Source organism: Sporolactobacillus putidus (genome assembly GCF_014647035.1).
Classification (GTDB): Bacteria; Bacillota; Bacilli; order Bacillales; family Sporolactobacillaceae; genus Sporolactobacillus; species Sporolactobacillus putidus.
This window is the reverse complement of record NZ_BMOK01000003.1, coordinates 181,843-202,947: the sequence shown is the minus strand read 5'-3', so window position 1 is coordinate 202,947 and position 21,105 is coordinate 181,843. Positions and strand designations below refer to the sequence as shown.

General features: G+C 43.6%; 26 protein-coding genes and 1 pseudogene. 4 read left to right on the top strand and 23 right to left on the bottom strand.

Features of this window, described 5'->3' with window-relative positions; translation table 11 throughout:
• Window positions 1-147: 147 nt before the first annotated feature.
• The 3 genes and pseudogenes from IEX81_RS05110 to IEX81_RS16820 form a co-directional block, all read right to left on the bottom strand.
• Window positions 148-708, bottom strand: coding sequence for a DUF1003 domain-containing protein (locus tag IEX81_RS05110; protein ID WP_188801988.1), 561 nt, complete (start codon window positions 706-708; stop codon window positions 148-150).
• 91 nt (window positions 709-799) lie between these two features.
• Window positions 800-934, bottom strand: coding sequence for a hypothetical protein (locus IEX81_RS16675; RefSeq protein ID WP_268239301.1), 135 nt, complete (start codon window positions 932-934; stop codon window positions 800-802).
• 25 nt (window positions 935-959) lie between these two features.
• Window positions 960-1,076: pseudogene (locus IEX81_RS16820) on the bottom strand (DMT family transporter); the annotation flags it as partial.
• 193 nt (window positions 1,077-1,269) lie between these two features.
• Between IEX81_RS16820 and IEX81_RS05105 the strand changes: the two are divergent.
• The gene (locus IEX81_RS05105) at window positions 1,270-1,425 is read left to right on the top strand and encodes an SDR family NAD(P)-dependent oxidoreductase (protein WP_188802101.1); all 156 of its coding nucleotides are present in this window, start codon (window positions 1,270-1,272) and stop codon (window positions 1,423-1,425) included.
• Here IEX81_RS05105 and IEX81_RS05100 read toward each other — a convergent pair.
• From IEX81_RS05100 to IEX81_RS05085, 4 genes are all read right to left on the bottom strand, one after another.
• Window positions 1,422-2,459 carry a sensor histidine kinase gene (locus tag IEX81_RS05100; RefSeq protein ID WP_188801987.1) on the bottom strand — a complete coding sequence of 346 codons (1,038 nt, stop codon included), beginning with the start codon at window positions 2,457-2,459 and terminating at the stop codon, window positions 1,422-1,424. The two genes, IEX81_RS05105 and IEX81_RS05100, sit on opposite strands and share 4 nt — an antisense overlap.
• Window positions 2,460-2,461: 2 nt before the next feature.
• The gene (locus tag IEX81_RS05095) at window positions 2,462-3,148 is read right to left on the bottom strand and encodes a response regulator transcription factor (protein ID WP_188801986.1); all 687 of its coding nucleotides are present in this window, start codon (window positions 3,146-3,148) and stop codon (window positions 2,462-2,464) included.
• Between the two features lie 103 nt (window positions 3,149-3,251).
• Window positions 3,252-3,731, bottom strand: a complete 480-nt coding sequence (locus tag IEX81_RS05090) for a DoxX family protein (RefSeq protein WP_188801985.1) — start codon at window positions 3,729-3,731, stop codon at window positions 3,252-3,254.
• A gap of 22 nt (window positions 3,732-3,753) precedes the next feature.
• Window positions 3,754-4,212 (bottom strand): DM13 domain-containing protein, encoded by a 459-nt coding sequence (locus tag IEX81_RS05085; protein WP_188801984.1) that lies wholly within the window; start codon window positions 4,210-4,212, stop codon window positions 3,754-3,756.
• A 558-nt stretch (window positions 4,213-4,770) separates the two neighbouring features.
• On the opposite strand from IEX81_RS05085, the gene IEX81_RS05080 reads away from it, so the two are divergent.
• Both IEX81_RS05080 and IEX81_RS05075 read left to right on the top strand, forming a co-directional pair.
• A complete protein-coding gene (locus IEX81_RS05080; protein WP_188801983.1) occupies window positions 4,771-5,928 on the top strand; it encodes a glycosyltransferase family 4 protein in 1,158 nt (385 codons plus the stop codon).
• Window positions 5,929-6,300: 372 nt separating this feature from the next.
• Window positions 6,301-6,837 (top strand): phosphatase PAP2 family protein, encoded by a 537-nt coding sequence (locus tag IEX81_RS05075; protein WP_188801982.1) that lies wholly within the window; start codon window positions 6,301-6,303, stop codon window positions 6,835-6,837.
• A gap of 336 nt (window positions 6,838-7,173) precedes the next feature.
• Here IEX81_RS05075 and IEX81_RS05070 read toward each other — a convergent pair whose 3' ends face one another.
• Window positions 7,174-7,380, bottom strand: coding sequence for a hypothetical protein (locus tag IEX81_RS05070; protein WP_188801981.1), 207 nt, complete (start codon window positions 7,378-7,380; stop codon window positions 7,174-7,176).
• A gap of 340 nt (window positions 7,381-7,720) precedes the next feature.
• Between IEX81_RS05070 and IEX81_RS05065 the strand changes: the two genes are divergently transcribed.
• Window positions 7,721-8,206, top strand: coding sequence for a glutathione peroxidase (locus IEX81_RS05065; RefSeq protein WP_188801980.1), 486 nt, complete (start codon window positions 7,721-7,723; stop codon window positions 8,204-8,206).
• Between the two features lie 469 nt (window positions 8,207-8,675).
• Here the strand turns inward: IEX81_RS05065 and IEX81_RS05060 are convergent, their stop codons facing one another.
• From IEX81_RS05060 to IEX81_RS04990, 15 genes are all read right to left on the bottom strand, one after another.
• Complete coding sequence (locus IEX81_RS05060; RefSeq protein WP_188802100.1) at window positions 8,676-8,864, bottom strand: cysteine-rich KTR domain-containing protein; 189 nt, start codon at window positions 8,862-8,864, stop codon at window positions 8,676-8,678.
• Window positions 8,865-8,918: 54 nt separating this feature from the next.
• On the bottom strand, window positions 8,919-9,689 hold the full coding sequence (locus tag IEX81_RS05055; RefSeq protein ID WP_188801979.1) for an ABC transporter permease: 771 nt from the start codon (window positions 9,687-9,689) through the stop codon (window positions 8,919-8,921).
• Window positions 9,690-10,448 carry an ABC transporter ATP-binding protein gene (locus IEX81_RS05050; protein ID WP_188801978.1) on the bottom strand — a complete coding sequence of 253 codons (759 nt, stop codon included), beginning with the start codon at window positions 10,446-10,448 and terminating at the stop codon, window positions 9,690-9,692. It lies immediately after the preceding gene.
• Complete coding sequence (locus tag IEX81_RS05045) at window positions 10,432-10,812, bottom strand: DUF1048 domain-containing protein (protein WP_188801977.1); 381 nt, start codon at window positions 10,810-10,812, stop codon at window positions 10,432-10,434. The genes IEX81_RS05050 and IEX81_RS05045 overlap by 17 nt, the downstream gene beginning before the upstream one ends.
• A 9-nt stretch (window positions 10,813-10,821) precedes the next feature.
• Window positions 10,822-11,169, bottom strand: a complete 348-nt coding sequence (locus tag IEX81_RS05040) for a DUF1048 domain-containing protein (protein ID WP_188801976.1) — start codon at window positions 11,167-11,169, stop codon at window positions 10,822-10,824.
• Window positions 11,166-11,495: a PadR family transcriptional regulator gene (locus IEX81_RS05035; protein ID WP_308424063.1), complete on the bottom strand. Its 330-nt coding sequence runs from the start codon at window positions 11,493-11,495 to the stop codon at window positions 11,166-11,168. The genes IEX81_RS05040 and IEX81_RS05035 overlap by 4 nt, the downstream gene beginning before the upstream one ends.
• A gap of 176 nt (window positions 11,496-11,671) precedes the next feature.
• Window positions 11,672-12,229: a cob(I)yrinic acid a,c-diamide adenosyltransferase gene (locus IEX81_RS05030; protein ID WP_188801975.1), complete on the bottom strand. Its 558-nt coding sequence runs from the start codon at window positions 12,227-12,229 to the stop codon at window positions 11,672-11,674.
• 241 nt (window positions 12,230-12,470) lie between these two features.
• Window positions 12,471-12,890 carry a DUF4430 domain-containing protein gene (locus IEX81_RS05025; RefSeq protein ID WP_188801974.1) on the bottom strand — a complete coding sequence of 140 codons (420 nt, stop codon included), beginning with the start codon at window positions 12,888-12,890 and terminating at the stop codon, window positions 12,471-12,473.
• 179 nt (window positions 12,891-13,069) lie between these two features.
• Window positions 13,070-13,564, bottom strand: a complete 495-nt coding sequence (locus IEX81_RS05020) for an ECF transporter S component (RefSeq protein ID WP_188801973.1) — start codon at window positions 13,562-13,564, stop codon at window positions 13,070-13,072.
• A 353-nt stretch (window positions 13,565-13,917) separates the two neighbouring features.
• Entirely contained in the window at window positions 13,918-14,511 is a 594-nt protein-coding gene (locus tag IEX81_RS05015; protein WP_188801972.1) for a YitT family protein, read from the bottom strand.
• A gap of 281 nt (window positions 14,512-14,792) precedes the next feature.
• Window positions 14,793-15,194, bottom strand: coding sequence for an NUDIX hydrolase (locus tag IEX81_RS05010; RefSeq protein ID WP_268239308.1), 402 nt, complete (start codon window positions 15,192-15,194; stop codon window positions 14,793-14,795).
• Window positions 15,181-17,040: a 2-aminoethylphosphonate aminotransferase gene (locus tag IEX81_RS16950; RefSeq protein ID WP_188801970.1), complete on the bottom strand. Its 1,860-nt coding sequence runs from the start codon at window positions 17,038-17,040 to the stop codon at window positions 15,181-15,183. Before IEX81_RS16950 ends, IEX81_RS05010 begins: the two co-directional genes overlap by 14 nt.
• Window positions 17,033-18,163, bottom strand: coding sequence for a phosphonopyruvate decarboxylase (gene aepY / locus IEX81_RS05000; RefSeq protein WP_188801969.1), 1,131 nt, complete (start codon window positions 18,161-18,163; stop codon window positions 17,033-17,035). The genes IEX81_RS16950 and aepY overlap by 8 nt, the downstream gene beginning before the upstream one ends.
• A complete protein-coding gene (aepX, locus tag IEX81_RS04995) occupies window positions 18,156-19,667 on the bottom strand; it encodes a phosphoenolpyruvate mutase (RefSeq protein ID WP_188801968.1) in 1,512 nt (503 codons plus the stop codon). The genes aepY and aepX overlap by 8 nt, the downstream gene beginning before the upstream one ends.
• 18 nt (window positions 19,668-19,685) lie before the next feature.
• Window positions 19,686-21,095, bottom strand: a complete 1,410-nt coding sequence (locus IEX81_RS04990) for a UDP-N-acetylmuramoyl-tripeptide--D-alanyl-D-alanine ligase (protein WP_188801967.1) — start codon at window positions 21,093-21,095, stop codon at window positions 19,686-19,688.
• Window positions 21,096-21,105: the final 10 nt, after the last annotated feature.

The following is a 21,105-nucleotide window of genomic DNA, read 5'->3' as shown; positions in this document are numbered from 1 at the left end:
GCCGGGTTTATGCGGTTCGCGAAGTAATTCCGCCGATTTTCTACTGGTTTGTTTAAAAATGTGCAGCCGCCAGTCCGTTCTTCTGTATGTGTTCATCTGCGTACCACGGCTTGCGCTTTATGGCATTTCATTTTGAAAAAAATTTTTTTACTCGTCCTTTTTTTCCATGTTCTCTTTTTCATTGAGGAGCTTTTTAATCGCTGCGATTTCCCTTTCCAAACGATGCAGGTGCCCTTGTATGTCGTCGACTTCCTGCCCGGCCTTATAGTTAATCGCAAAATCTATAATCGACTCGTGTTTGTCCCGGGCCGCGGACCGGTTCTGGCTCATCATAATGAACGGCGCCTGAAAGGCAGCGATGAACGAAAGGCAAAGATTGAGCAGAATGAAAGGCGGTTTATCAAACTGCAGGCTACTGGTCAGGACAATTGTGTTCCAGATAATCCACACGGTTAAAAAGGCGGCAAACATAATAATAAAGCTCCAACTGCCGCCGAACCGGGCAATAAAGTCGGCAATGCGGTCACTGCGCTTCGTCTTTTTCACATATTCCGAATTCAGCTGCCTGACAATTTCCGATTCATAACGGTCGACAAGCCGGTCAATCCGCTTCAAATTTTCATTATTCAGATCGATGTCAAACCCTTCAATCGTCTTTTCCTGATCGTCTATTTTCGCTTTGTCATTATCTTTGGACTTCCAAATCATCATTCTACCTCCCGAAGGTTTCTTAAGATCAAGAATAAGTACAAACTATTTTAACGTAACTGAAAATCTAAAGGATGGTTCTATAAACCGATTAGCTGAATCCTACTTCATCAATGTTTTCCTGATAAAAGGCGTTTTTTTTTTTAAATCCCGGCTTCCTCTGCGGATTGATGAAGTACGCGGCGACACCGGCCAGGGTGATGAAGCCGCCGATCATCTGCCACAAGTCAATCGATTCGCCCAGCAGAAAGAGAGCCGATCATCGTAAATACAGGCTGCAGCGTTAAAATGACTGTAGAACTAGCGACCGACGTTAATTTCAGGGATTCCATCCAAAATAAAAAATGGAGTGCAAGAAACAGTCCCGAAGAAACCAGACGGATCAAGTCTCTCCTGTTCAACTTTACAGATCCGAAAAGATGGGCACTCATCCCTGCCTGGTCTCGTATACTGTAACGGTCTGTAAAATACGGAAGGGATTGGGAACTGCGATGAGTCTGATTTATCCTTATTATGGTACAAAAATGGAGTGCAAGGAAATTCCGCTGACTTTTCCGCCACATCGATATTCTGATCAACAATGCTGGCGTCCAGTTCCCATGTGCCTCGCTTCTTGATATCTCCGAAGAACAGCTTCATACGACTTTTGAAATCAATATAAAATCATTCATCCGATTAACCAAGGCCGTCCTTAAAAGAGATTGCCTAATAATCTAACTTAACGCTCTAGGCAAATGAACCGTAAAGGTACTGCCTTCTCCCAACCTGCTTTGAACCGTTATGTTTCCGCCAAGTGTTTTGGCAATTTCCTGTGAAATATAAAGTCCCAGGCCATTGCCGCCAAATTTTTGATTGCGCGATTTCTCCACTCGATAAAGACGTTCAAAGATGTGCTTCTGCTCTTCTTCTGGAATACCCATTCCTGAGTCCCGGATGGACATCTGAATCGCATCATCTTTTGCGGTTCCCTTAATCTCTATCGGTGTCCCCGGAGGAGAGTACTTCAGGGCATTCGCAATCAGATTGTGCAGGATTCGATTAACTCCTTCTTCGTCAGAGTAGATAAAAGACATTTTCTCATCCAGATCGATGGTGATACCCCGATTTTCCGCCTTCAATTGAACCTGAAAACTATTCAATGCGGCGACTAATAGTTTATCAATCCAGACCTTTTTTATTGTCGGTTTCTGTTTTTTATTCTCCTGCGTAATAGTGAGCTCGAATAATTTATCAGTCAGCTCGCTTAAACGCATGGCCTGATTTTGAATGGATTCTAAATAAAGAGGCCTTTCTTCTTCACTGACCATTTGATCCAAAATCGCTTCGATTTGAGAACGAATGGATGTCACCGGTGTCTTAATATCATGGGATAATTGAGAAATCATCGTCCTTTTTTCATCTTCAGATTTTTTTATCTGATTGAAGGATTCTTCCAATTGTCCGGTCATATAATTAAAGTCTTCCGAGAGCTCAGCTAATTCCTTTGGCGACCGGATGTCTGTTATTTTTTCAAACCGGCCTTCAGCCAGCTTATGGCTGTGGCTGCTTAGTTTTCTGATTGAGCGAAAAGTCGGCAGAAACAGTAAGTAACTTAATATAAAGCCAAATGTGCAGGCCGTCACCATAATCACTGTGACGATATAAGCGATATCAGTCTGAAAGATCATATATTTTACGCTGAAAAAAACGATGATCATGACGAATAACAAGGCTGATCCATAAGATAAGAGGATTAAATGGCGTAATTTCAAATTCAGTCTCCCTCCAACTTATAACCAAGACCCCAAATGGTTTTAATAATAGGATGCGGCCTGCCGCCCGATGCACGTTCAAGCTTTTCTCGCAGATGATGAATATGAACGTTCATCGTATTGGCGTCTTCAAAGTAATCCGAGCCCCAGACTTTTTCAAAGAGCTCCGATTTTGAATAGACTCTTTCCTTATCGAGAGCAAGCACCCATAGCAAATCAAATTCCTTGATTTTTAAATCAAGCGGGATATCATAAAGCGTAGCTACCCGCTTCTCATAGTCGATTTTTAGAACACTCCTTTCGATCGTCGTTCTCTTATTTTTGTTAACGCGCCGTAAAATGTTTTTCACTCTCAGGACGAGTTCGCGCGGACTGAAAGGCTTGGTGATATAATCGTCGGCACCGAGCGTTAATGAGTATAACCGATCTTGTTCCTGTGTCTTAGCACTGATGAACAGGAACGGAATCTCTTTATCTAAGTCAAGCATTTGCAGGATAAAATCGTATCCATCGACTTCAGGCATCATGATATCGGTCACAATTAAGCTCATTTGATTGTGCTGGCAGATTTCCAGAGCTTCTTTACCGTCTGAGGCGGTGAGCACTTTAAAGTTTTCTCTTTCAAGATAACGCTTGGAAATATCTAAAATGGTCGGCTCGTCATCGACGATGAGAATCGTTTCATCCATCTCGCTTTCACCTCTTTTTTATAACATAATAACATACTCGTGATGATTCTTTGATTCAAGTCAGAACAGACCCATTCTGAAAAATGGGCCTGTTCGATCATTTCTATCGCTGCTGGATGGATCGGATACTTTCTTTTTTTCTTTTCATCCGATCCGATAAGTAAAAATACAGGTTCGTTAAACTGAAAGAGGAGGCGTATTTCATCGTCATCAGCAGGATAACCGCGATCAGCAGCTGCAACGGATAAATATAGATCATATTGGAGAGCCAATAATTTATGTTCATGAAGAGAGCGCCTGAAAGAGCCGGCAAAGTCAGAATACCTGTTATTAATCCTATTCCCGCAAGGATCTCTCCCCAAGGAATCAAAATATTGAACAAGGCTGTATTGGGCTGGACAAAGTATACCATAAACGTTTTATACCAATCCGGAGTCACGGTGTTGCTCGCGATGGCTTCGGTAAGACCGGACATGGTAAAATTCGCCTGCAGTTTGAAAATGCCTTGTTCCAGCCAGCTGATCCCAAGCCCTATTCGGATCAGTGAAAAGAGAACGTTGCCCACCTGAGTCAAAATTTTCATGACCTCTCTCCTTCCTGAAAATTTACATGAGATTTGCTTCTCCGAATTTGACATGAGCTTTGTTGCAGTAAATGACCACAGTATTGTAATCTTTTGGATTAACCCCGTTTAAAGAGAAAGTTTGTTCCGGGTTCTTCAAATCAATTTTTGCAATCGACTTGCCGGTCGCAACGTCTCCATCCTTAGTGAAATAAACATAAAGATCTGGACCCTCATCCGTTTTAAAGCTGCTTAACATCAATTTGCCGTCACTGATCTTAACCATACCTGAAACCATTTTTCCATTTTTACCCCTGAAGTTTCCTGTTGAAGAAGCCATGGATTCACTCTTTGGCATACTCATGGACGAGCCCGTTGAAGAACTGGCAGTTGAACTATATCCTGAACTTTGGCTGCTGCTATAACCTTTCCCACAAGCCGCCAGGACAAGCATCATCATGAGCAAGAGTAAAAAAGAAGCAAAACCGGCTTTTTTCTTCATAAAAAAATCACTCCCAAAGTTTATTTATTACAGACATAACTGTAACAAACAGAAGTGATCGGATACTTGCCTGATTCTTAACTGTTTATTAATCGTTGAGTAACTCTTTACGACTGAAAATCCCGAAAACCGATTTCTGATATTTGGTGACTTTTTGAGTTGAAAACGCCTTTATAAGCTGTCAGATGGCGGCAAACAAAAAGAATAACTCCAACTTGTAAGAAGCAAAAAGACATTCGCTCACTGCTGATTGGACAACTGAATCCAAGGACGTTCGATTCTCCTAACTATGATCAAGTAGGCCGCAGCCCCGGAAAACATTGTTAATGAGAATCATTCTTTACATATCTTTTGATTTGATTTTACATTGGCTAAAACAAATTTGAAAACTTCTTATATAAAATAAAGATGTCAAACAAATTTATTTTCAATATAGGGGTTGCAGATGTTGTCAAGATCAGAAAATGAGCTTAGCCGGTTTGAGTACGATTTCAAGAGACTTACCCGTTTGATTACTAATTCTGAACGAGCGCCATTTTAATAATCGGAGGGACTTCCATGAGAATTGCTATTTTTACAGACACCTTTACACCCCAGGTAAATGGCGTAGCGAAAACCCTGGAACGTCTGACTCGGTACTTGAACAGAAAAGGAATCGAGTATACTTTATTCGCCCCGCAAAATATCAAAGAAGAAAATGAACGCATGAATATCCAAAAAGTCAAAAGTATTCCCTTTGCTGTTTATCCGGAATGCCGACTTGCCGTACCCAATCCCTATTTGCTCAGGAAAAAGCTCCTCAATTTTCAACCGGATCTGATCCACGTTGCCACACCTTTCAATATGGGATTATTAGGGAAATATTATGCCAGAAAATTCGGTATCCCCTTGGTCGGTTCGTACCATACGGATTTTGACGCTTACCTGGCTTATTATAAAATGGAAATTATTTCCCCCATTCTATGGAATTATCTGCGTTGGTTTCACAATTCCCTCAAAAAAACATTCGTGCCATCACACGAAACCTTACAACAACTGAAGAACAAAGGATTTCACAACCTGGGTATTTGGAGCCGGGGCGTTGACTGCAGCCTGTTTCATCCTGATGATGCCGATAACGCGATCCGGCGGAAATACGCGATCAAAGCGAAACACATCCTTTCCTTTGCAGGGCGGCTCGCGCCGGAAAAAGACATTGAAACTTTGCAAAAAGTGATGAAAAATGTGAATGAAAAGATGGGAGACGACGTTCACTGGCTGATCGTCGGGGACGGGCCGCTTTCTTCAGATTTCAAGGCGAATTTCGGCGAGCACGTCACGTTCACCGGTTATTTAAATGCTCCAAAAGTGGCACAGGTCTTCGCCGCTTCAGACCTGATGGTGTTCCCTTCTTCAACAGAAACTTTCGGCAATGTTGTGCTCGAATCATTGGCGTGCGGAACGCCGGTCATCGGCGCGAACGCGGGAGGAGTCAAAAACATTATCGTCAATGACAAAACAGGCATACTCTGCACACCGAAATGCGTAGACGAATTTACTTCGGCTATTTTTAAGTTACTGGATAATGAATCAAAGTGGCGGGAAATGAGCACCGCCGCCCGTCGCTATGCGCTGACACAGAGCTGGGATCAGATATTCGGGAAATTGCTTGACGATTACGCGGATGTCTTGAACATTCCGAGCGGGGCTCTGCTGAAAGACGGGCTGCCCTCTTGAACAACTGGCGCAAGCTGCCGGAATGCAGTATAGTTAGTCATTAGGAACGCCGATATAACCCATTCATGATGTTCCTAAACTTTTTATGGTAAAATATTGTCATGCAGGTATTCAGCGTGGGAGAACGAAAAAACGGGCGAACGATCCATTTACGGAAAAGTAAGCTTTGTAACGGTTTCTCTGGAAGCAGCGATTCCATACAATATGACAGCTTGAACGTTTTGTCCCTTACGAGATCATCGATTGGCTGAACCTGTCTTGACCGTTTCAATCTTATTCTTTGATATGCTCTTCATTTCCCTTGTGGATTTAAAGAAATCTTATTATGTAATATAATGGTTGTGCCGATTAAATTCATTATTGAGGTGTAACATGTTTTCTAAATCAGTAGATGAACTCTACCAGATTGAATGTCGAATATTCAAACGAATTAACAATAGTTATGAAAAAAGAATGCTGAATTTCTATTTCCGCTGGATAACCAACGTAGGGGGTGCAGTCGCCGAGATCCTGGCCGTTCTGATACTCCTTCTCCGTTCTCACGGCCGCCTGCATCAGACAGCATTCGCCAGCGCGATTTCGCTGACCGTCAGTCACATCATCGTCCAGCTCCTTAAGCGATACGTACCCAGACAGCGGCCTTATCTGACGCTGGAAGGCACAAAGTTTCCGGAGAACCCGATCGCCGACCAATCCTTCCCGTCCGGGCATTCGACGGCTGTTTTTTCAGTCATTGTTCCATTAATTTTGTTTAAGCCGTCGCTGGCCATCCTGCTTATCCCCGTTGGATTAAGTGTCGCGGTATCCAGGATCTTTCTCGGACTCCATTATCCAAGTGACGTACTCGCAGGGATATGCTTAGGTTCTCTCACCGGTCTGATCACTTACGTTCAGCTGTCTCCGTTTTAATACTGGAAAATTTTGAGCATCCCTATGCGTCAGGTGGCGATGGACATCTGGACGGAAGGGGCACAATTGCTGTAGCTGATGTCCAGAGCCCCCCCATTGCTGTCGGAAATTTTTTTCTGACCCAAGCAATTTCGTGTAATACGTATCCATTCCAATCTTTCCGAGAAACTGATAAAAACGCTGGCCCAAAACAACGCATCTCAAGGATTAGCGTGATTTGTCCCATCATATTAAAAATAAATAGCTTAAGAAAACGAGGCTGTCCCAAACCTTCCGGGACAGCCTGTGTTTATTTCAACTGATATGCGGCAATGGGTTGGCCGGACTCCGCATATCTTATTTTTCCTTATGATCATTATCGTTCGTTTTGCCGGATTGCTTAAAGAAGATGTTATTTAAGAAAAATTTACTTTGCTTAATGGGTATCTCATACATTTCTTCCCATTTTTTGGCCACTTCTTCTGGGCTGCTATCCATCAAACTCTTCTTCTCTTTCTCGCTTAGCTGACTGATGATTTCTCTGAATTCATTATTCTTATCCATTATTCTTCATCGTCCTTATTGAGAATTCACAAGTAAATGGGAAATGAACAGCATCCTATTCGAACGCAAATATGGTTATCTTTGTTTCATCTGATTCCTGACTTTTTATGCAAGGTCCCCCATGCCTTAATTTAAATATATCACGCAACCGCATTCAAGTATATTGCCACTGCTCAGTCTTTCATTAACAAAATGCTGTTCATCAGTAACTTTTTATATTTCCGCTTTTTATTTCCTAAGCTTGCTCGAGCATGCACTCATCAAAGATGCACTTTCTTTGCAGATTTTGTTTCTGATCACTACACTTAAGATAAGTCAAAATCAGAAAGAAGGGTGAACGGTGTCAGTCTATGATTTCTCTTTCCCGAAGTTGACGGGCAGTGATAACACTTCTCTTGCCGATTACAAAAATCAGGTGCTGTTGATCGTGAACACCGCCAGCAAATGCGGTTTCACGCCGCAATATGAAGGACTGCAGAAGCTCTATGAAACGTACCGGGATCAAGGCTTCTCGGTGCTCGGTTTTCCAAGCGACAGCTTTCTGAAACAGGAATTTGCAGATAGCGAAAAGACGGCTGAATTCTGTAAGCTGAATTACGGTGTCACCTTCCCCCTCTTCAAGAAATCCAAAATGAAGGGAAGCGACATCAATCCGCTCTTCCAATACTTGGTGAACGAGACAGGCACGAAAAAGATCACCTGGAACTTCAATAAATTCCTGGTCAACCGTGACGGAAAAGTCATTCAATACTACGGATCACGAACCAAACCTGAAGAAATTGAAAGTGATATTCAAACGCTGTTGAAAGAAGAAGTAAACGCATAACATCTTTAGCCTGCGGTTTCCACAATGCTTAGGTCTATCGATCACTCCCTCGGTTTTTTTCGCAATTTTTTTAGTCAGTTTAATCAAAATCCGCTCATTCATGTAAAATTCGCCTATTCAGACAAAAACAAACTTATCTCCCATTTCGGAGATAAGCCTTTTTCATTTTATTATGTATTTGAAAACCCTAGGCTATGCCTAGGGTTCCGGAAAGCTTTTAGCGATGTATCAAAAAAGCCTCTCTTCAGCTAAGATAAATTTTGGTTCGCCAACCAAATTAATAAGCCAAGGAGAGACTTTTTTATGCCATCGGATGTAAATAGTTTAGCCTCACACTTGCCCGCAGGGGGCGCTGTTCTTTAGAACGGCGTTCCCTGCCACACGGCGAGTGGGGAGAGTTCCAGAGGGGGAACGCCTCTAAAAAGCCCGTGGACAAAAATGAGCCGGTAACTGTGAGTAATCTCACATGTTATCGGCTCTGCGTCTTAGCGTCTGGCTCTTTGATAACTGATATATTCAGTTGTTTTGCATTGATTAGCGTTTCATGTTTACACTTAGGACAAAATAGCGGGAAGTTTACAAGCAGTGTATCACCGCATATCTTAACCCGTGTTTTGGTGCCGTAAACAGGGCATAATATCCACTTATATTTACACACGGTACATCCCTTTTCTTTTGTTTTTGATACATACCAGACTAATGCCTGCAAACATTAAACTGCTTTACGTTTATAGGCCAGCATGGCGAAAATATACGCGACAATAAGAATGCCAAGGCACCATGCGAGCGAAATCCAAATGTCGTTGCCGACAGGCTTCCGCGCGAGCAGGGAGCGGATCGCATTAACGATCGAGGTCACTGGCTGGTTTTCGGCAAAGGCGCGCACAGGCCCAGGCATAGAAGTTGTCGGTACGAACGCCGAGCTGATAAATGGAAGGAAGATAAGCGGGTAGGAAAAGGTGCTTGCGCCGTCCACCGACCTTGCGGTCAGTCCAGGAATCACCGCGATCCAGGTCAGGGCCAGCGTAAACAATGCGAGTATTCCGGCCACGGCAAGCCATGATAAAACTCCTGCCGATGAGCGAAAGCCCATAATCAGCGCTACGAGAATGATGACGACAACCGAAATCGCATTGGATACCAGCGAGGTCAGTACGTGCCCCCACAACGTAGCCGAACGCGCAATCGGCATGGAATGGAACCGCTCGAATATGCCCTTTTGCACATCGTAGAAAAGGCGGACAGCCGTATAGGCTATACCACTTGCAATAGCCATCAGCAGGATACCGGGCAATAGGTAATTCACATAGTTATCCGTGCCGACTTGAATGGCACCGCCAAGTACATAGACGAACAACAGCATCATCGCGATCGGCGTGAGGGTGACCGTGATGATGGTGTCCATGCTGCGGAAAATATGACGCATGGAACGTCCAAGCATCACGCCCATGTCGCTGAAAAAGTAGCTCTTTGTCGTTTTCATTTACTTTTCCTCCTTCTTGCCGACGATTGCGAGGAATATCTCCTCCAGTGTCGGCTGTTTTTCAACATACTCCACCTTTGCTGGCGGAAACAGATTTTTCAGCTCTGCGAGCGTGCCACTTACGATAATCCTGCCCTCATGTAGAATGGCAATCCGGTCGGCGAGCTGCTCGGCTTCATCCAGCATCTGTGTGGTCAAGAATACCGTTGTTCCGCCGTCGGCAAGCTCTTTGACCGTCTTCCAAACCTCGATGCGCGCCTCGGGATCAAGCCCGGTGGTCGGTTCGTCGAGAAAAATAACCTGCGGCTTTCCGATCAGGCTCATGGCGATGTCGAGCCTGCGGCGCATCCCGCCCGAATAAGTCGAAACCCTGCGGTCGGCGGCCTCCGTCAGGCCGAAACGTTTCAGTAAATCGTCAGCGACCTGACGCGGATTTTGGAGGTGACGCAGCTTGGCGATCATGATAAGGTTTTCCCGCCCGGTCAATATCTCATCCACGGCGGCGAACTGCCCGGTCAGGCTGATCGACTGCCTTACAAAGTCGGGCTTTGATGTAACATCAAAGCCGTTTACGGCGGCGGTTCCGCCGTCCTGTTTCAGCAGTGTGGTTAGGATTTTAACGATTGTCGTCTTGCCCGCGCCGTTGGAACCGAGCAGGGCGAAGATACTGCCTTTTTCCACCTCGAAATCCACGCCCTTCAGGACTTCCGTGGTCTTGAAAGACTTGCGCAGACCTTTCACTTCAATGGCTTTTTCCATCCCGCTCCCCTCCTTTACTTTGTTTTTCCGTAACCTTTTTCATGGCCTTGTTCATTTCTTGGCCAACAGATTCCTGATAGATGTCAGCGTAAGTTTTTGAATCTTTGATTAAATCGTCACAGAAAGCCGCTACATCACGGCCCGTCACTTCGAGTACGCCTTTCCCCGAGGCCGCGCCCTCTTCAAAAAGATCGACAATCCCCGAGAGCAGACCCATCCCTTCGGTCAGCTCAACAGGGCCGACCTTAAAGAGATATTTTTGCATCTCTTTATAAACGATCTGATAATCTTGCGGGAGTGCTTTGACACGCGCCATGTGCAACCGCCACTCTTTTTTGCCTTCGATGATATCTTGTATGCTCATTTTATCCTCCTATTTACCTAATTTTTTAGCAATATTCTTGTTGAGTTGCTCGCGCCACTTATCGCGATAAGACTTTGCCCCTTCTTCACCCGCCAGCGCTGAACAGAAGCCTTTGATATCGTCACCCAAAACCTCCCCGACACTCTGACCGTCCGCCGCCGATTCTTCAAGCAGGCCAAGCACACCGTCAAGAATTGGCATGAGGTTGCGACCGGTGAAATCCGAGTGCGTCCAAAGATTGGCATTGATTTTTTCCCATGCCGCTTGATAATCAGACGGCAGCTTTTTGACTCGCGAATTAAAAGCTTTAAATTCTTTAGTCATGTCGCTGCCCGTAATTTTTTCCCAAAAATTCATTGCTTTTTCTCCTTTAGCTCACTAATTTTTGATGATACGAACTCCCATTTTTCCCAGAACTTCCTCAGTTCCTCGCGCCCCGCATCGTTGAGCGCGAAAAATTTTCGCGGCGGCCCCATGTCGGAGGGCTTTTTGGTGACCTCTACCAGCTTACTTTTTTCAAGTCGGATCAGAATGGTGTACACCGTCCCATCCACAACATCTGTGAAGCCGAGGGCATTTAGCCGCCGCGTAATTTCGTAGCCATAGGTTTCTTTGCGGCTTATAATTTCAAGGACGCAGCCCTCAAGCACGCCTTTGAGCATTTCCGTTAGGTTTTCCAGCATAACTCCTCCTTTGCTATTTTGTATGACTTGTATGATGTATAACTTACTACCGCTATATAGTAACACATAATAGATGGTTTATCAATAGAGATTAAGTTTCCTATCAAGTTCCAAACTCGTGCAACATCGGGCCAAGCCGCCCCGATGTTGGGGCGGAATAAAACACGATAAGCGATCTAATGGAAACCTTCTCTCGTATTATCATAGAAAACATCATCAACTTTGTTTAAGACATTCGCATATCTGGCAGCCGCAAAAAAATAATCCGATAATCGATTAACATATTTTAAAACAACCTCATTTATTGATGAATACTTTTGTAAAGCGACAATTTGACGCTCCAGCCGTCTGGTAACCGTTCGTGCAACATGTAATACCGCAGCTGTCCGGCTTCCGCCCGGAAGAATAAATTGTTTGATTTGAGGGGAGTGGTCACTATAGAAATCAATCCTCTTTTCGAGCCAGTCAATGTTCTTTTCATGAAATATATAGACCGGATGATCAGAAACGGTTGCCAAGTCACGCCCGGCGTCAAATAAACATTGCTGAATCTCCTGCAATTCCTCGACAAAAACAACCGCCGGACCCTCGCAAAAAGTGATCGAATACCCAAGCCATGAATTCAATTCGTCCATCGTTCCATAGGCTCTGACCCGTTCACTATCTTTGGAGACCTTGGTACCGCCGATGAGCTGAGTCATCCCCAGGTCGCCTTTTTTCGTATACAATTTCATAATCCTGCACCCTCTTGCTTTTATCAGACATCCGGCATCTTGTATTCCATCGATTGATTAAAAATTTTCATTTTCTATGGCTTTCAGATCAAGCCCGGACTTTTTATATTTCAGCATTTTATAGAGCAGTTTACTAATATACGCCCCTGCTTCTACGGCAGGAATATCTTGCGAATGGATGTTCTCCGCGTGGCGAAGGTCCTGAAGTAAGGAAAGCTTAAAAAAGGATTTTAAATGCAGGTTAAAATTTTGAATAGTACCAGATGACCGTGTCATGAGGTTTGACGGGCGTAGCGCCCGCACCGACGTTCGGCACTTTTCCGTTCACTGAAAACATCCAACCGCTCTTGCCGCCGGCCTTAACATTTTCAAGACTGACAACATAGGCCATATTCCCTGATCCGGTAATCGCAATCTCAATATGATGAGCGGAAGTATACGATTTCAGCTGCTGCAGGGCCGTCTCCCCTTTCGTTACCGGTATCTGATCTTTAACGACTTTGTTTCCATTCTTTAATTCAATAGTGGCGGATGCGGCCACTATTTTGCTTGTCTGCTCTTTATGAGAGACAGGGTGGGAGGAAACGATTCGATAAAAAAACATGCCATTCACAACAATCAGTGCAGCAACAACAAAATAAATTAACTTCTTATTATTCAACGCAACAGCCTCCTTTTAAAATAGTATAAGAAAATCCCGCATCCCAAAGTGATGCAGGAATAGATCACCAGTTGTCGACCGCAAGAGGGGAATGTTTAAAGAAACCAAGAAAAAAAGATCGGACTTTAACCGTTACGGGATAGCTCAGAAGTTCCACCTGATTCCATTTTTCAAGGCCATTATTTAATTTTTAGTGCTTGTTGTTCTTTCTGAAACACTTTAAACAGCAAAGGAGACAATAGCCCGAACATTAAATTTCCAACCGCATGATATGTGTCAAAAATCAAGCCGCTCAGGTACATCGCCATTACTGTCCAGACATTTGACGACATCAAAAAATACGAAAAAGCCATAATGAACCCAAAAACATAACCGGAAACGGCCAGCCAGCCGATATAAAGAGCCCTTTTTTTCGGAATGAAATGGGAGATCAGCCCAATTAACCCCCACGCTGCCATTTGAAAAGGTGTCCAGTAGCCCAGGCCCAAAATCAGATCGGTGACAAGACCGACCATGATCCCTTCTGCCAGACCCGCTTTCCAGCCCAAAAACCAGCCCGTCAGAATAATGATCAGTGTTGCGGGCTGGATGTTCACACCATGAATGAGCAGCCGGCCGACAACAGCGATTGCAGTCAGCAATGAAACAACGGCTAATTTGCGAAGCTTTAACAAGGAAACCCCTTCTTGCTAAAAAACGTTTGCCATGCTACAGCAAGAGTCATAAAAAACATAGATATATTGTACATTTGAAAAGTACTTAGCTCAATAGATTGAAATCAAAAATAAAATTCTTCTCCGTTGACACAACAGCAAGGTTATGTTTTAAATAAGCGGTCTTACTTAAAGTAATTTGAAAATGATTTAAATAATCAAAGCTTCCTAAGTGTCTGCCTTGATACTCCGTCAGTAAATCTTACACATCCAATTAGTGCTTGAATATTCTTCGTACCTGCGTAGGTCTCGAAAACCATTTCGGTTTTCCTTTGCCAAATGGTACAGGCTTAAAGCATTCATGCCGATTTTGTTTAATCTTTTAATGAATCGAAGACCTTTACACTTTTTATTGAAGTCAGCATTATAGCTGTAAAACCCACAATAAGCACGATAAGCATGGAATAAAGGAGCCGTTCATCTCTCAGGATGAAAGCACCTGATAAAATAATGGCGGAATCCATGATCAGCAATGAAATACCCACATTAATGGAGAACATTTTGGAAATCATCAGAGCCAGTAAATCAATTCCGCCCGGACTGATGCGCTGTCTTAACAATAAACCGACGCCCAGCCCAATGGCCGCACCCCCAAGGACGGCACTGGAGAGCGTCGATAAGTGCATCATGTGCTGAATCGGGCTTAACAGGGCAACCACGCTGCTGGAAATCATGATGCCTATGACCCCATTCACAAAATAATCCCTGTCGTACATACCCGCGAAGAGAAAAACAGGAAGATTTAAAAAGGCAAAGGTCAGGGCAATTTTGAAACCCAGTAGATAATGGAGGATGAGACTTACACCCCATAAGCCGCCGTTTATCAGATGGATGGGAATAATAAATCCATTGATTCCTACACCGATCAGTGTGCTTGCGAACAGTATTGTCCCTATTTTCCTAACCATTCCATCATTCCTGTCCGAACTTATTTGTCTATGTATATGGTTTAGAGTAATTTATAGACCCGTAACGGTGTCCTTCAGAACAGTCTCTGAGAAATGCGTGCTGTTCAAAGTCTCAAGGCCATGAGTTCTGTATTTCTCTGGAAAAACGAGATGAGTGAAATCTTTTAGCGGAATGAAAAAGATTCCCGTATTCAGGAATCTTCGTTCGTCGCTTTTTTTAAAGGATTTCATCAAAATCATTCCAGCTGCCAACTATTTCTTCAGGTTTTCTCTATTCAGCTTTATTTTTCAATCAAAAAGGGAATTTCCTGTGCATCGAAACACCGCATCATCCGTTCCTTAAAAGATTCTAACGTGATCTTTCGTTTGGCTTCATCAATCGTAAAGTAACCGGCGTCCTTCGTTTCGCTGGAAATGGACAGCTTTCCGCTCACCGGGTTTGCTTTTAATAAGAATACGATCGTTGATTTCATAACGATTTGTTCAACTCCCAGTAGGTGAAGATGATCAATGTTGATTCCTGATTCTTCCTTTACTTCCCGGATCCCTGCGGCTTTAATGGATTCATCTTTTCGGACAAATCCTCCGGGAAACTCCCAGCCCCTCGTATAGCCATTCACTAAAAGAATTTTATTTCCATGATTGACCACCATCACCGCAACGGCTAATTTAGGACTTGAAATTTGATTCCCCTCCTTTTAATCCCTTAAGATACTGCTCTAAGAGATAAACAAATTGTTCCATATCTTTATAGGTTATAGCCCCCATGTTCGCTACACGAAAGGTTTTTTTGTCGTCAAGTTTCCCGGGGTAAATGGTAAAGCCTTTAGAGTAAAAAAAGTCATGCATTTTTGTAAAGTCATAGTTTGGGTCAGAGGGTTCCACTACCGAAGTTATGAGTCTGGAATGGTTGTTTTTATGAACTAAATAGTTTAAACCAAGATGTGTTAATCCTTGAATCAATGTCTCCCACGATCGCGTATAACGACTGTACCTGTTTTGAATGCCTTCCCATTGCGTTTCGATAATGGCCTGCTTCAAGGCATACAGAGTCTGAACGGGTGGTGTAAACCGCATTTGTTTTGTGCTTTTAAAATGATGGTATTGATCATAGAGATGGAGGTAAAGATTCCGCGGTTTAATGGCCCGCAATTTTTCGAGCTGCTCAATGTCCGCAATCACAAACGACACGCCTGCCATCCCTTGAAGGTTTTTATTTGAGCTGGCCGCAAGATAACAAATATTCATTTCCTTCATCCGAATAGGAACCGCAGCATAGGAACTCATCGCGTCGACAATCATTAAGATGCGATACTTTTTACATAACTGCCCGATCGCTTCGATGTTGTTCAGAAGGCCAGTCGTTGTTTCACTATGGACAACGGAAAGAAAACGAATCTTGTCGGAAGCATTTTGAATATAGGTTTCAAGATCATCGAGATTAATGGCTTCATCAGGTTCGCTTTTGTATTCGAGAAAATGTAATCGATACACTTCCGCGATTTGAACCATTCGTTTTCCATAGGCGCCATTGTTGATGATTAAGACAGTTTCCTGATCGATGACTGAACTCAATACGGACTCTACCGCAGCGGTTCCGGATCCGCCAAATAAGACCGTTGTATAGTCTTTTGGATTTCCGACAAACTTTGTGAGTTCCGTTGCAATAAATTCCATGACCTGACCAAATTCTTTTTCTCTCGGACAGATATCAGGTACAACCTGGGCGTATTTCACCGAATCCGTCGTCGCCGCCGGTCCTGGATTCAATAAGATGCTGCGTTTGATTGGAACGGGGGCATTTTCCCTAGCCAGGATCATTGGATAAACGGTACTCATCGCCCGCGTCCAATGCTGCTCGTTATCCACCTCGCACCATACCAAATCATCCTGTTTATCCACGTAAAAATCTATCCGCTCAGCAATCCCAACGAGACCGTCCTCGTAATCCAGACCCAGTCCTGCAGGGAAGAGCTTTTCTGCGTATGCACATAGCTTTTTATAGGTTTGAAAGGACAATTTCGTGATCCCGACCAGTTCGGCATCAATACGATTCAGTTTTTCTTGTTTTTTTGACATCGTGACAAGAAAATGGTTTTTGTCAGTCTCTATATAAACCTCGTCTCCAGTATCCGTTAGCCTGCTTGCCAATATCACATCCGGTCTCTCAGACGCTTTGATGATCTTCACAGCAGCCTTTTCATAGATTAAATCAGATTCTAGTAATAAGAAGTCCTCTTTTATTATGTCCTTAAACTGGAAGAGGGTGAACAGACTCCCTGTTGATTCATAGTTTGGATTATAGACGCAAGTAATCTGTGAATAGTTTTCCGTTAATTTTTCATAGACTTCTTTCTTGTATCCCGTCCCTATATAAATGTTAGTAAAGCCTTCTTCAATTAAAATGGAGAGGGATCTTTCAATCATAGTCATTTCATTCATTGCTAAAAAGCCTTTCGGCAGCTTTCCTGTTCGTTCCCGAATGCGGCTTCCAAGACCTGCCGCCAGGATAACGGCTGTGTTAACCATTGATAAACACCTGCAATCTTTGTTTAACCTGGTAAGGCTTTGTTTTCGGACGGCCCAGCTCTTTTTTAGAACCTTTGGCGATCTTCATATATAAAAATGTCAGTTTGGGTTCCAGTTTCCATCTTTTGATTGCGTTCTCTAATTCTTCAAGTGTATGAATATAGACGGCATTGACGTAGCCGCACGCGGCAGCTACCTCTACGAAACGCACATTATGTGAAACTGTTTGTTGTCCTCCGGTAGAATCATGTGTGTTATTATCGAGAAGAATGTGAAGTAAATTCGGCGGAGAATAGGTTCCGTTCGTCGCCAGATTTCCCATCCGCATGAGTAAAGCTCCGTCTCCGTCCAAAGCGATAATCGACTTTTCCGGCCGGGTTAAAGCAAGACCTAAACCGAGCGAACTCACACACCCCATCGATCCAACCATGTACAAATTATTTTCCGCATCTTCCAGTTCATAGAGTTCCCGGCCTGTTTTTCCTGTTGTCGCCAGCTGCACAGTCTGTCTGTCTTTCAGTGAATTAATGATTTCAAGCGCCCGGTATCTTGCCGGCAGCTGATCAGCCCTCTCTTTTTCACAAATAAACGCGTTTTGAGCAGGCTGCAGCTTTTGTTTCCGAAGGACAACCGGTTCGAATGTCCCTCTTTTTACAATAAAAAAGTAAGGCTCATTTTTCTCAATGCACTGATTAGCCTGCTGAAGCTGTTTTCTGACTTCTTCGATATCAGAGGATAAATAGCCCCATTTTATATTCATGATGCTTAGCATTTCCGCTGTAATTCGCCCCATTAATTCATGTTGAGGTTCATCGGGCCGACCCGGTTCGCCCCGAAGGCTAACAAAGCCTAAAACAGGAATTTGAAAAGGATGAATCAGGGAAACCAAAGGAGAAACCGCATTGGTTAACCCCGAATTCTGCATCAATACAACAGATTTCCTGCCTCCAATAAAGGCACCGGCTGCGATGGCAACTGCCTCTCCCTCATTTGCGGCCATCACAAATTCAGATTCATTAATCGCATAATTAATTAAATCCTTGAGATAGGAACAGGGGACTCCGCTGTAAAAGGTAAATCCCAAGCCTTTTAGTTCATCTCCAAATAACGAAGTGTTAATCATTGATGTCACCGTCTTTTTGGATTTTAGTGAACGTCTTCCTGTCGAGCCATGATCCGTTCGTATATTTTATGGAAATGGGATGGACAGACTGGATCGCGGTAAAAAGATCAATCAAAGAAAGCTGTTTAAAATCTTTTCTACGCGCAAGTTTCTCTAAAACATTTTTAAAAACTCCGGCTCCTTTGCCGGAAACGCTCCATAATCCGATAAATTCTCCGTGAGTTTGGTCCCTTACCGGTTTATCCGTCATTTCAATAAAATCGGACGTCTGGTCATACAGCCATTTTGAATAAGGAATCTTTCCTTTAACAAAGTATTGGGGGCTGTCCTTCCATTCATAATCCGGGTCGACAAGGATCGTGATCTTGTTATTTTCCTTTGTTAATTCTTCGATAATATACTCCTTGTAGGTTATCTCACTATTACTGATTATCGTATTTTCCCCGATTTGATCTCTGGCCGAATAAAGGGCATAAACATCACCATTCTTCGGATTTTGCCGGTTTCCCTCTGAAACTTCAATCTTATGAATCTCTCTGATTCCGAAGGTGTTCAGTTGATGGATCTGGTCTTTTAAAATGGGATGATAACCTGATTTTGTAACAAGAATAATAGCATTCATGTTCTTTTCTGAAGCAGCCAGATAGGTTTTTTCGGCTGCCGCGAGTTCTTCCATCCCTTGAAGACGAAACACGTCTTCCAATGGCGTAACCGTACGCTCAACGTTGATCAGACTTTCTTCCAAGTAAATTTGATTGGATGTCTCCCGCATGGCTTTGATGGATGACCGTAAATTATGATTCGCCCATATGGCCAGACTGATGGACAGTTTACGAAAACGTTCGGTTGGAACGGAATAATATTTTGTCGGAACAATCACTAACGGATGCCTTCCGCCCCATTCTTTGACGAACGCTTCAATTTCTGATATATCTGATCGCTTGCTGTGGATGAGAATGGCATCTGCGCCCGCTTTTCTATACGCTTCCGCCCGCTGCAGCGCCTCCTTCAAACCCCTGCCGGCGATAAGAGCCTCAACTCGGGCGATAACGACAAAGTCTTCATCGCTCTGACTGTCCTTCATCGCTTTTATTTTCCCGCAAAATTCATCAATATTGGCTAACGGCTGTTCTTCGCCTTTTATAAATGAATTCGATTTTGGAAAGACTTTGTCTTCGATACAAACCCCGGCGATACTGCGCTGTTCCAGCTTTTTCACTAATCTTCTTGCATTGTTAAAATTGCCGTAGCCCGTATCACCGTCCACGAGTATGGGTATTGATGTCGCGTCGCTCATAAACTCCAGGACTTCGAGTACCTGCGTCCATGAAGCCTCATTGTTATCCCGGACACCCAGTGCGGCCGAGATGGATAAACCGCTTGCCCAAATCCCTTTAAAACCGGCCTCCTCCACAATTTTTGCAGACAAGGCATTATGAGCTTCCATAATGAATTCCAGCTGCTTACTCGCAATTAAGTTTCTGAATTGTGTCGTTTTCTTCACTGCAATTCTCCTTGTCTATTACTCATGATCTTTTACAATCATTTTCTTTCTTAACGCTTTAAAAGTCGGTTTTTTCATCACGCGGTGTGTAACCTTCAAGAGAATGATCGTCTGATCATTTAAATAGGGATGCAGAACCTCATAGACTTCATCACCCGTCTGACAGAAATGTACGCGGTTCGGATCCATTCCTATCTTCAAGGCGGCTTTTCCTATACCCTCTGCTTCTTCTCCTACTGCAACAAGCACGTCAACACCCGTTTCCGCTGCCTTTTTCCCCATTTCTTCATATTGCTGAGAGGCGTGAGGCCCTTCTCCTAATTGGGGCATATAACCTAATAAAGCAATTGTTGTTTTTCCATTGGAAAGTTCTTTAAGAACCTGAAGAGCCGCAGCCATAGAGAGCGGAGAAGAATTCCATGAATCATCGAGCACGATGCATCCGTTCGTTCCCTGCTTCATTTCTAGATGTTCTTCCACCTGTTCAAATAAAGCGAGCCGCTGGATTGAAGTCGGAATATCAATACCCAGTAACGATACTGCAGCGATGGCTGCCAGCGCATTGTAGATATTGTGCGCACCATAGCCCGGGACAAAGGCCCCGTAAGATTCCCCTTTATACTCTAAGGTAAAATTCATGCCCCCCTCCGTATACCGGGAATTCTTTGCCCGAAAATGAGAACGTTCGCTCATGCCAAAATAGACAACATTTTGGTATTTCCTTTCATCAATCACTTTTTTTATATTTTCATCATCTGCATTTAAAATGAGGGTTCCGTTAATGGGATCTAATCCCTCGACAATTTCTCCCTTTGCTTTCATATACTCCTCGGGAGATTCACAATCCGCCAGATGATGGACTCCGATATTGAGCAAAAGTCGAATTTGGGGTTGAAAACACCTGCAAGCGACTCTTAAATAGCCCGGATAAGCGACCGGCATTTCAAAAACGGCTACTTCTGTTTGATCATCAATACCGGTTAAATAATGCAAATTTACAGACATCGAGTTCATGCTCATCCAAGTCGCCTTCACTTTGTAATCCTTTCGGAGAATTTGGCGGATCATTTCTTTTGTTGTTGTTTTTCCGCAAGTCCCTATAATACCAATAATTGGGATGTCGAAAAGTTTCCGGTAGTAGCCAATAAACTTCCAATAGGCGTCTTCTAAATCGTCAGTTCTGATTAAAATAACTTGATCGCCGAGCCCGGTACAGAGATCAGGACGATCGGTTATGATAACAATCGATTTATTGTATTTCCAATATTTACCTCTAATTCGTTCTCGATCCATGTGAATGACCAGAGTATGATCCTCAATATCCTTTGCGGAATAATCCATCACATGCTTGATGATCGGGTTGCCTGATCCGTGAAGGACATCACCGCCGGTTTGGGTCAGGATTTCCTCTAACGCTAAATCTCTCATATTGAATCAC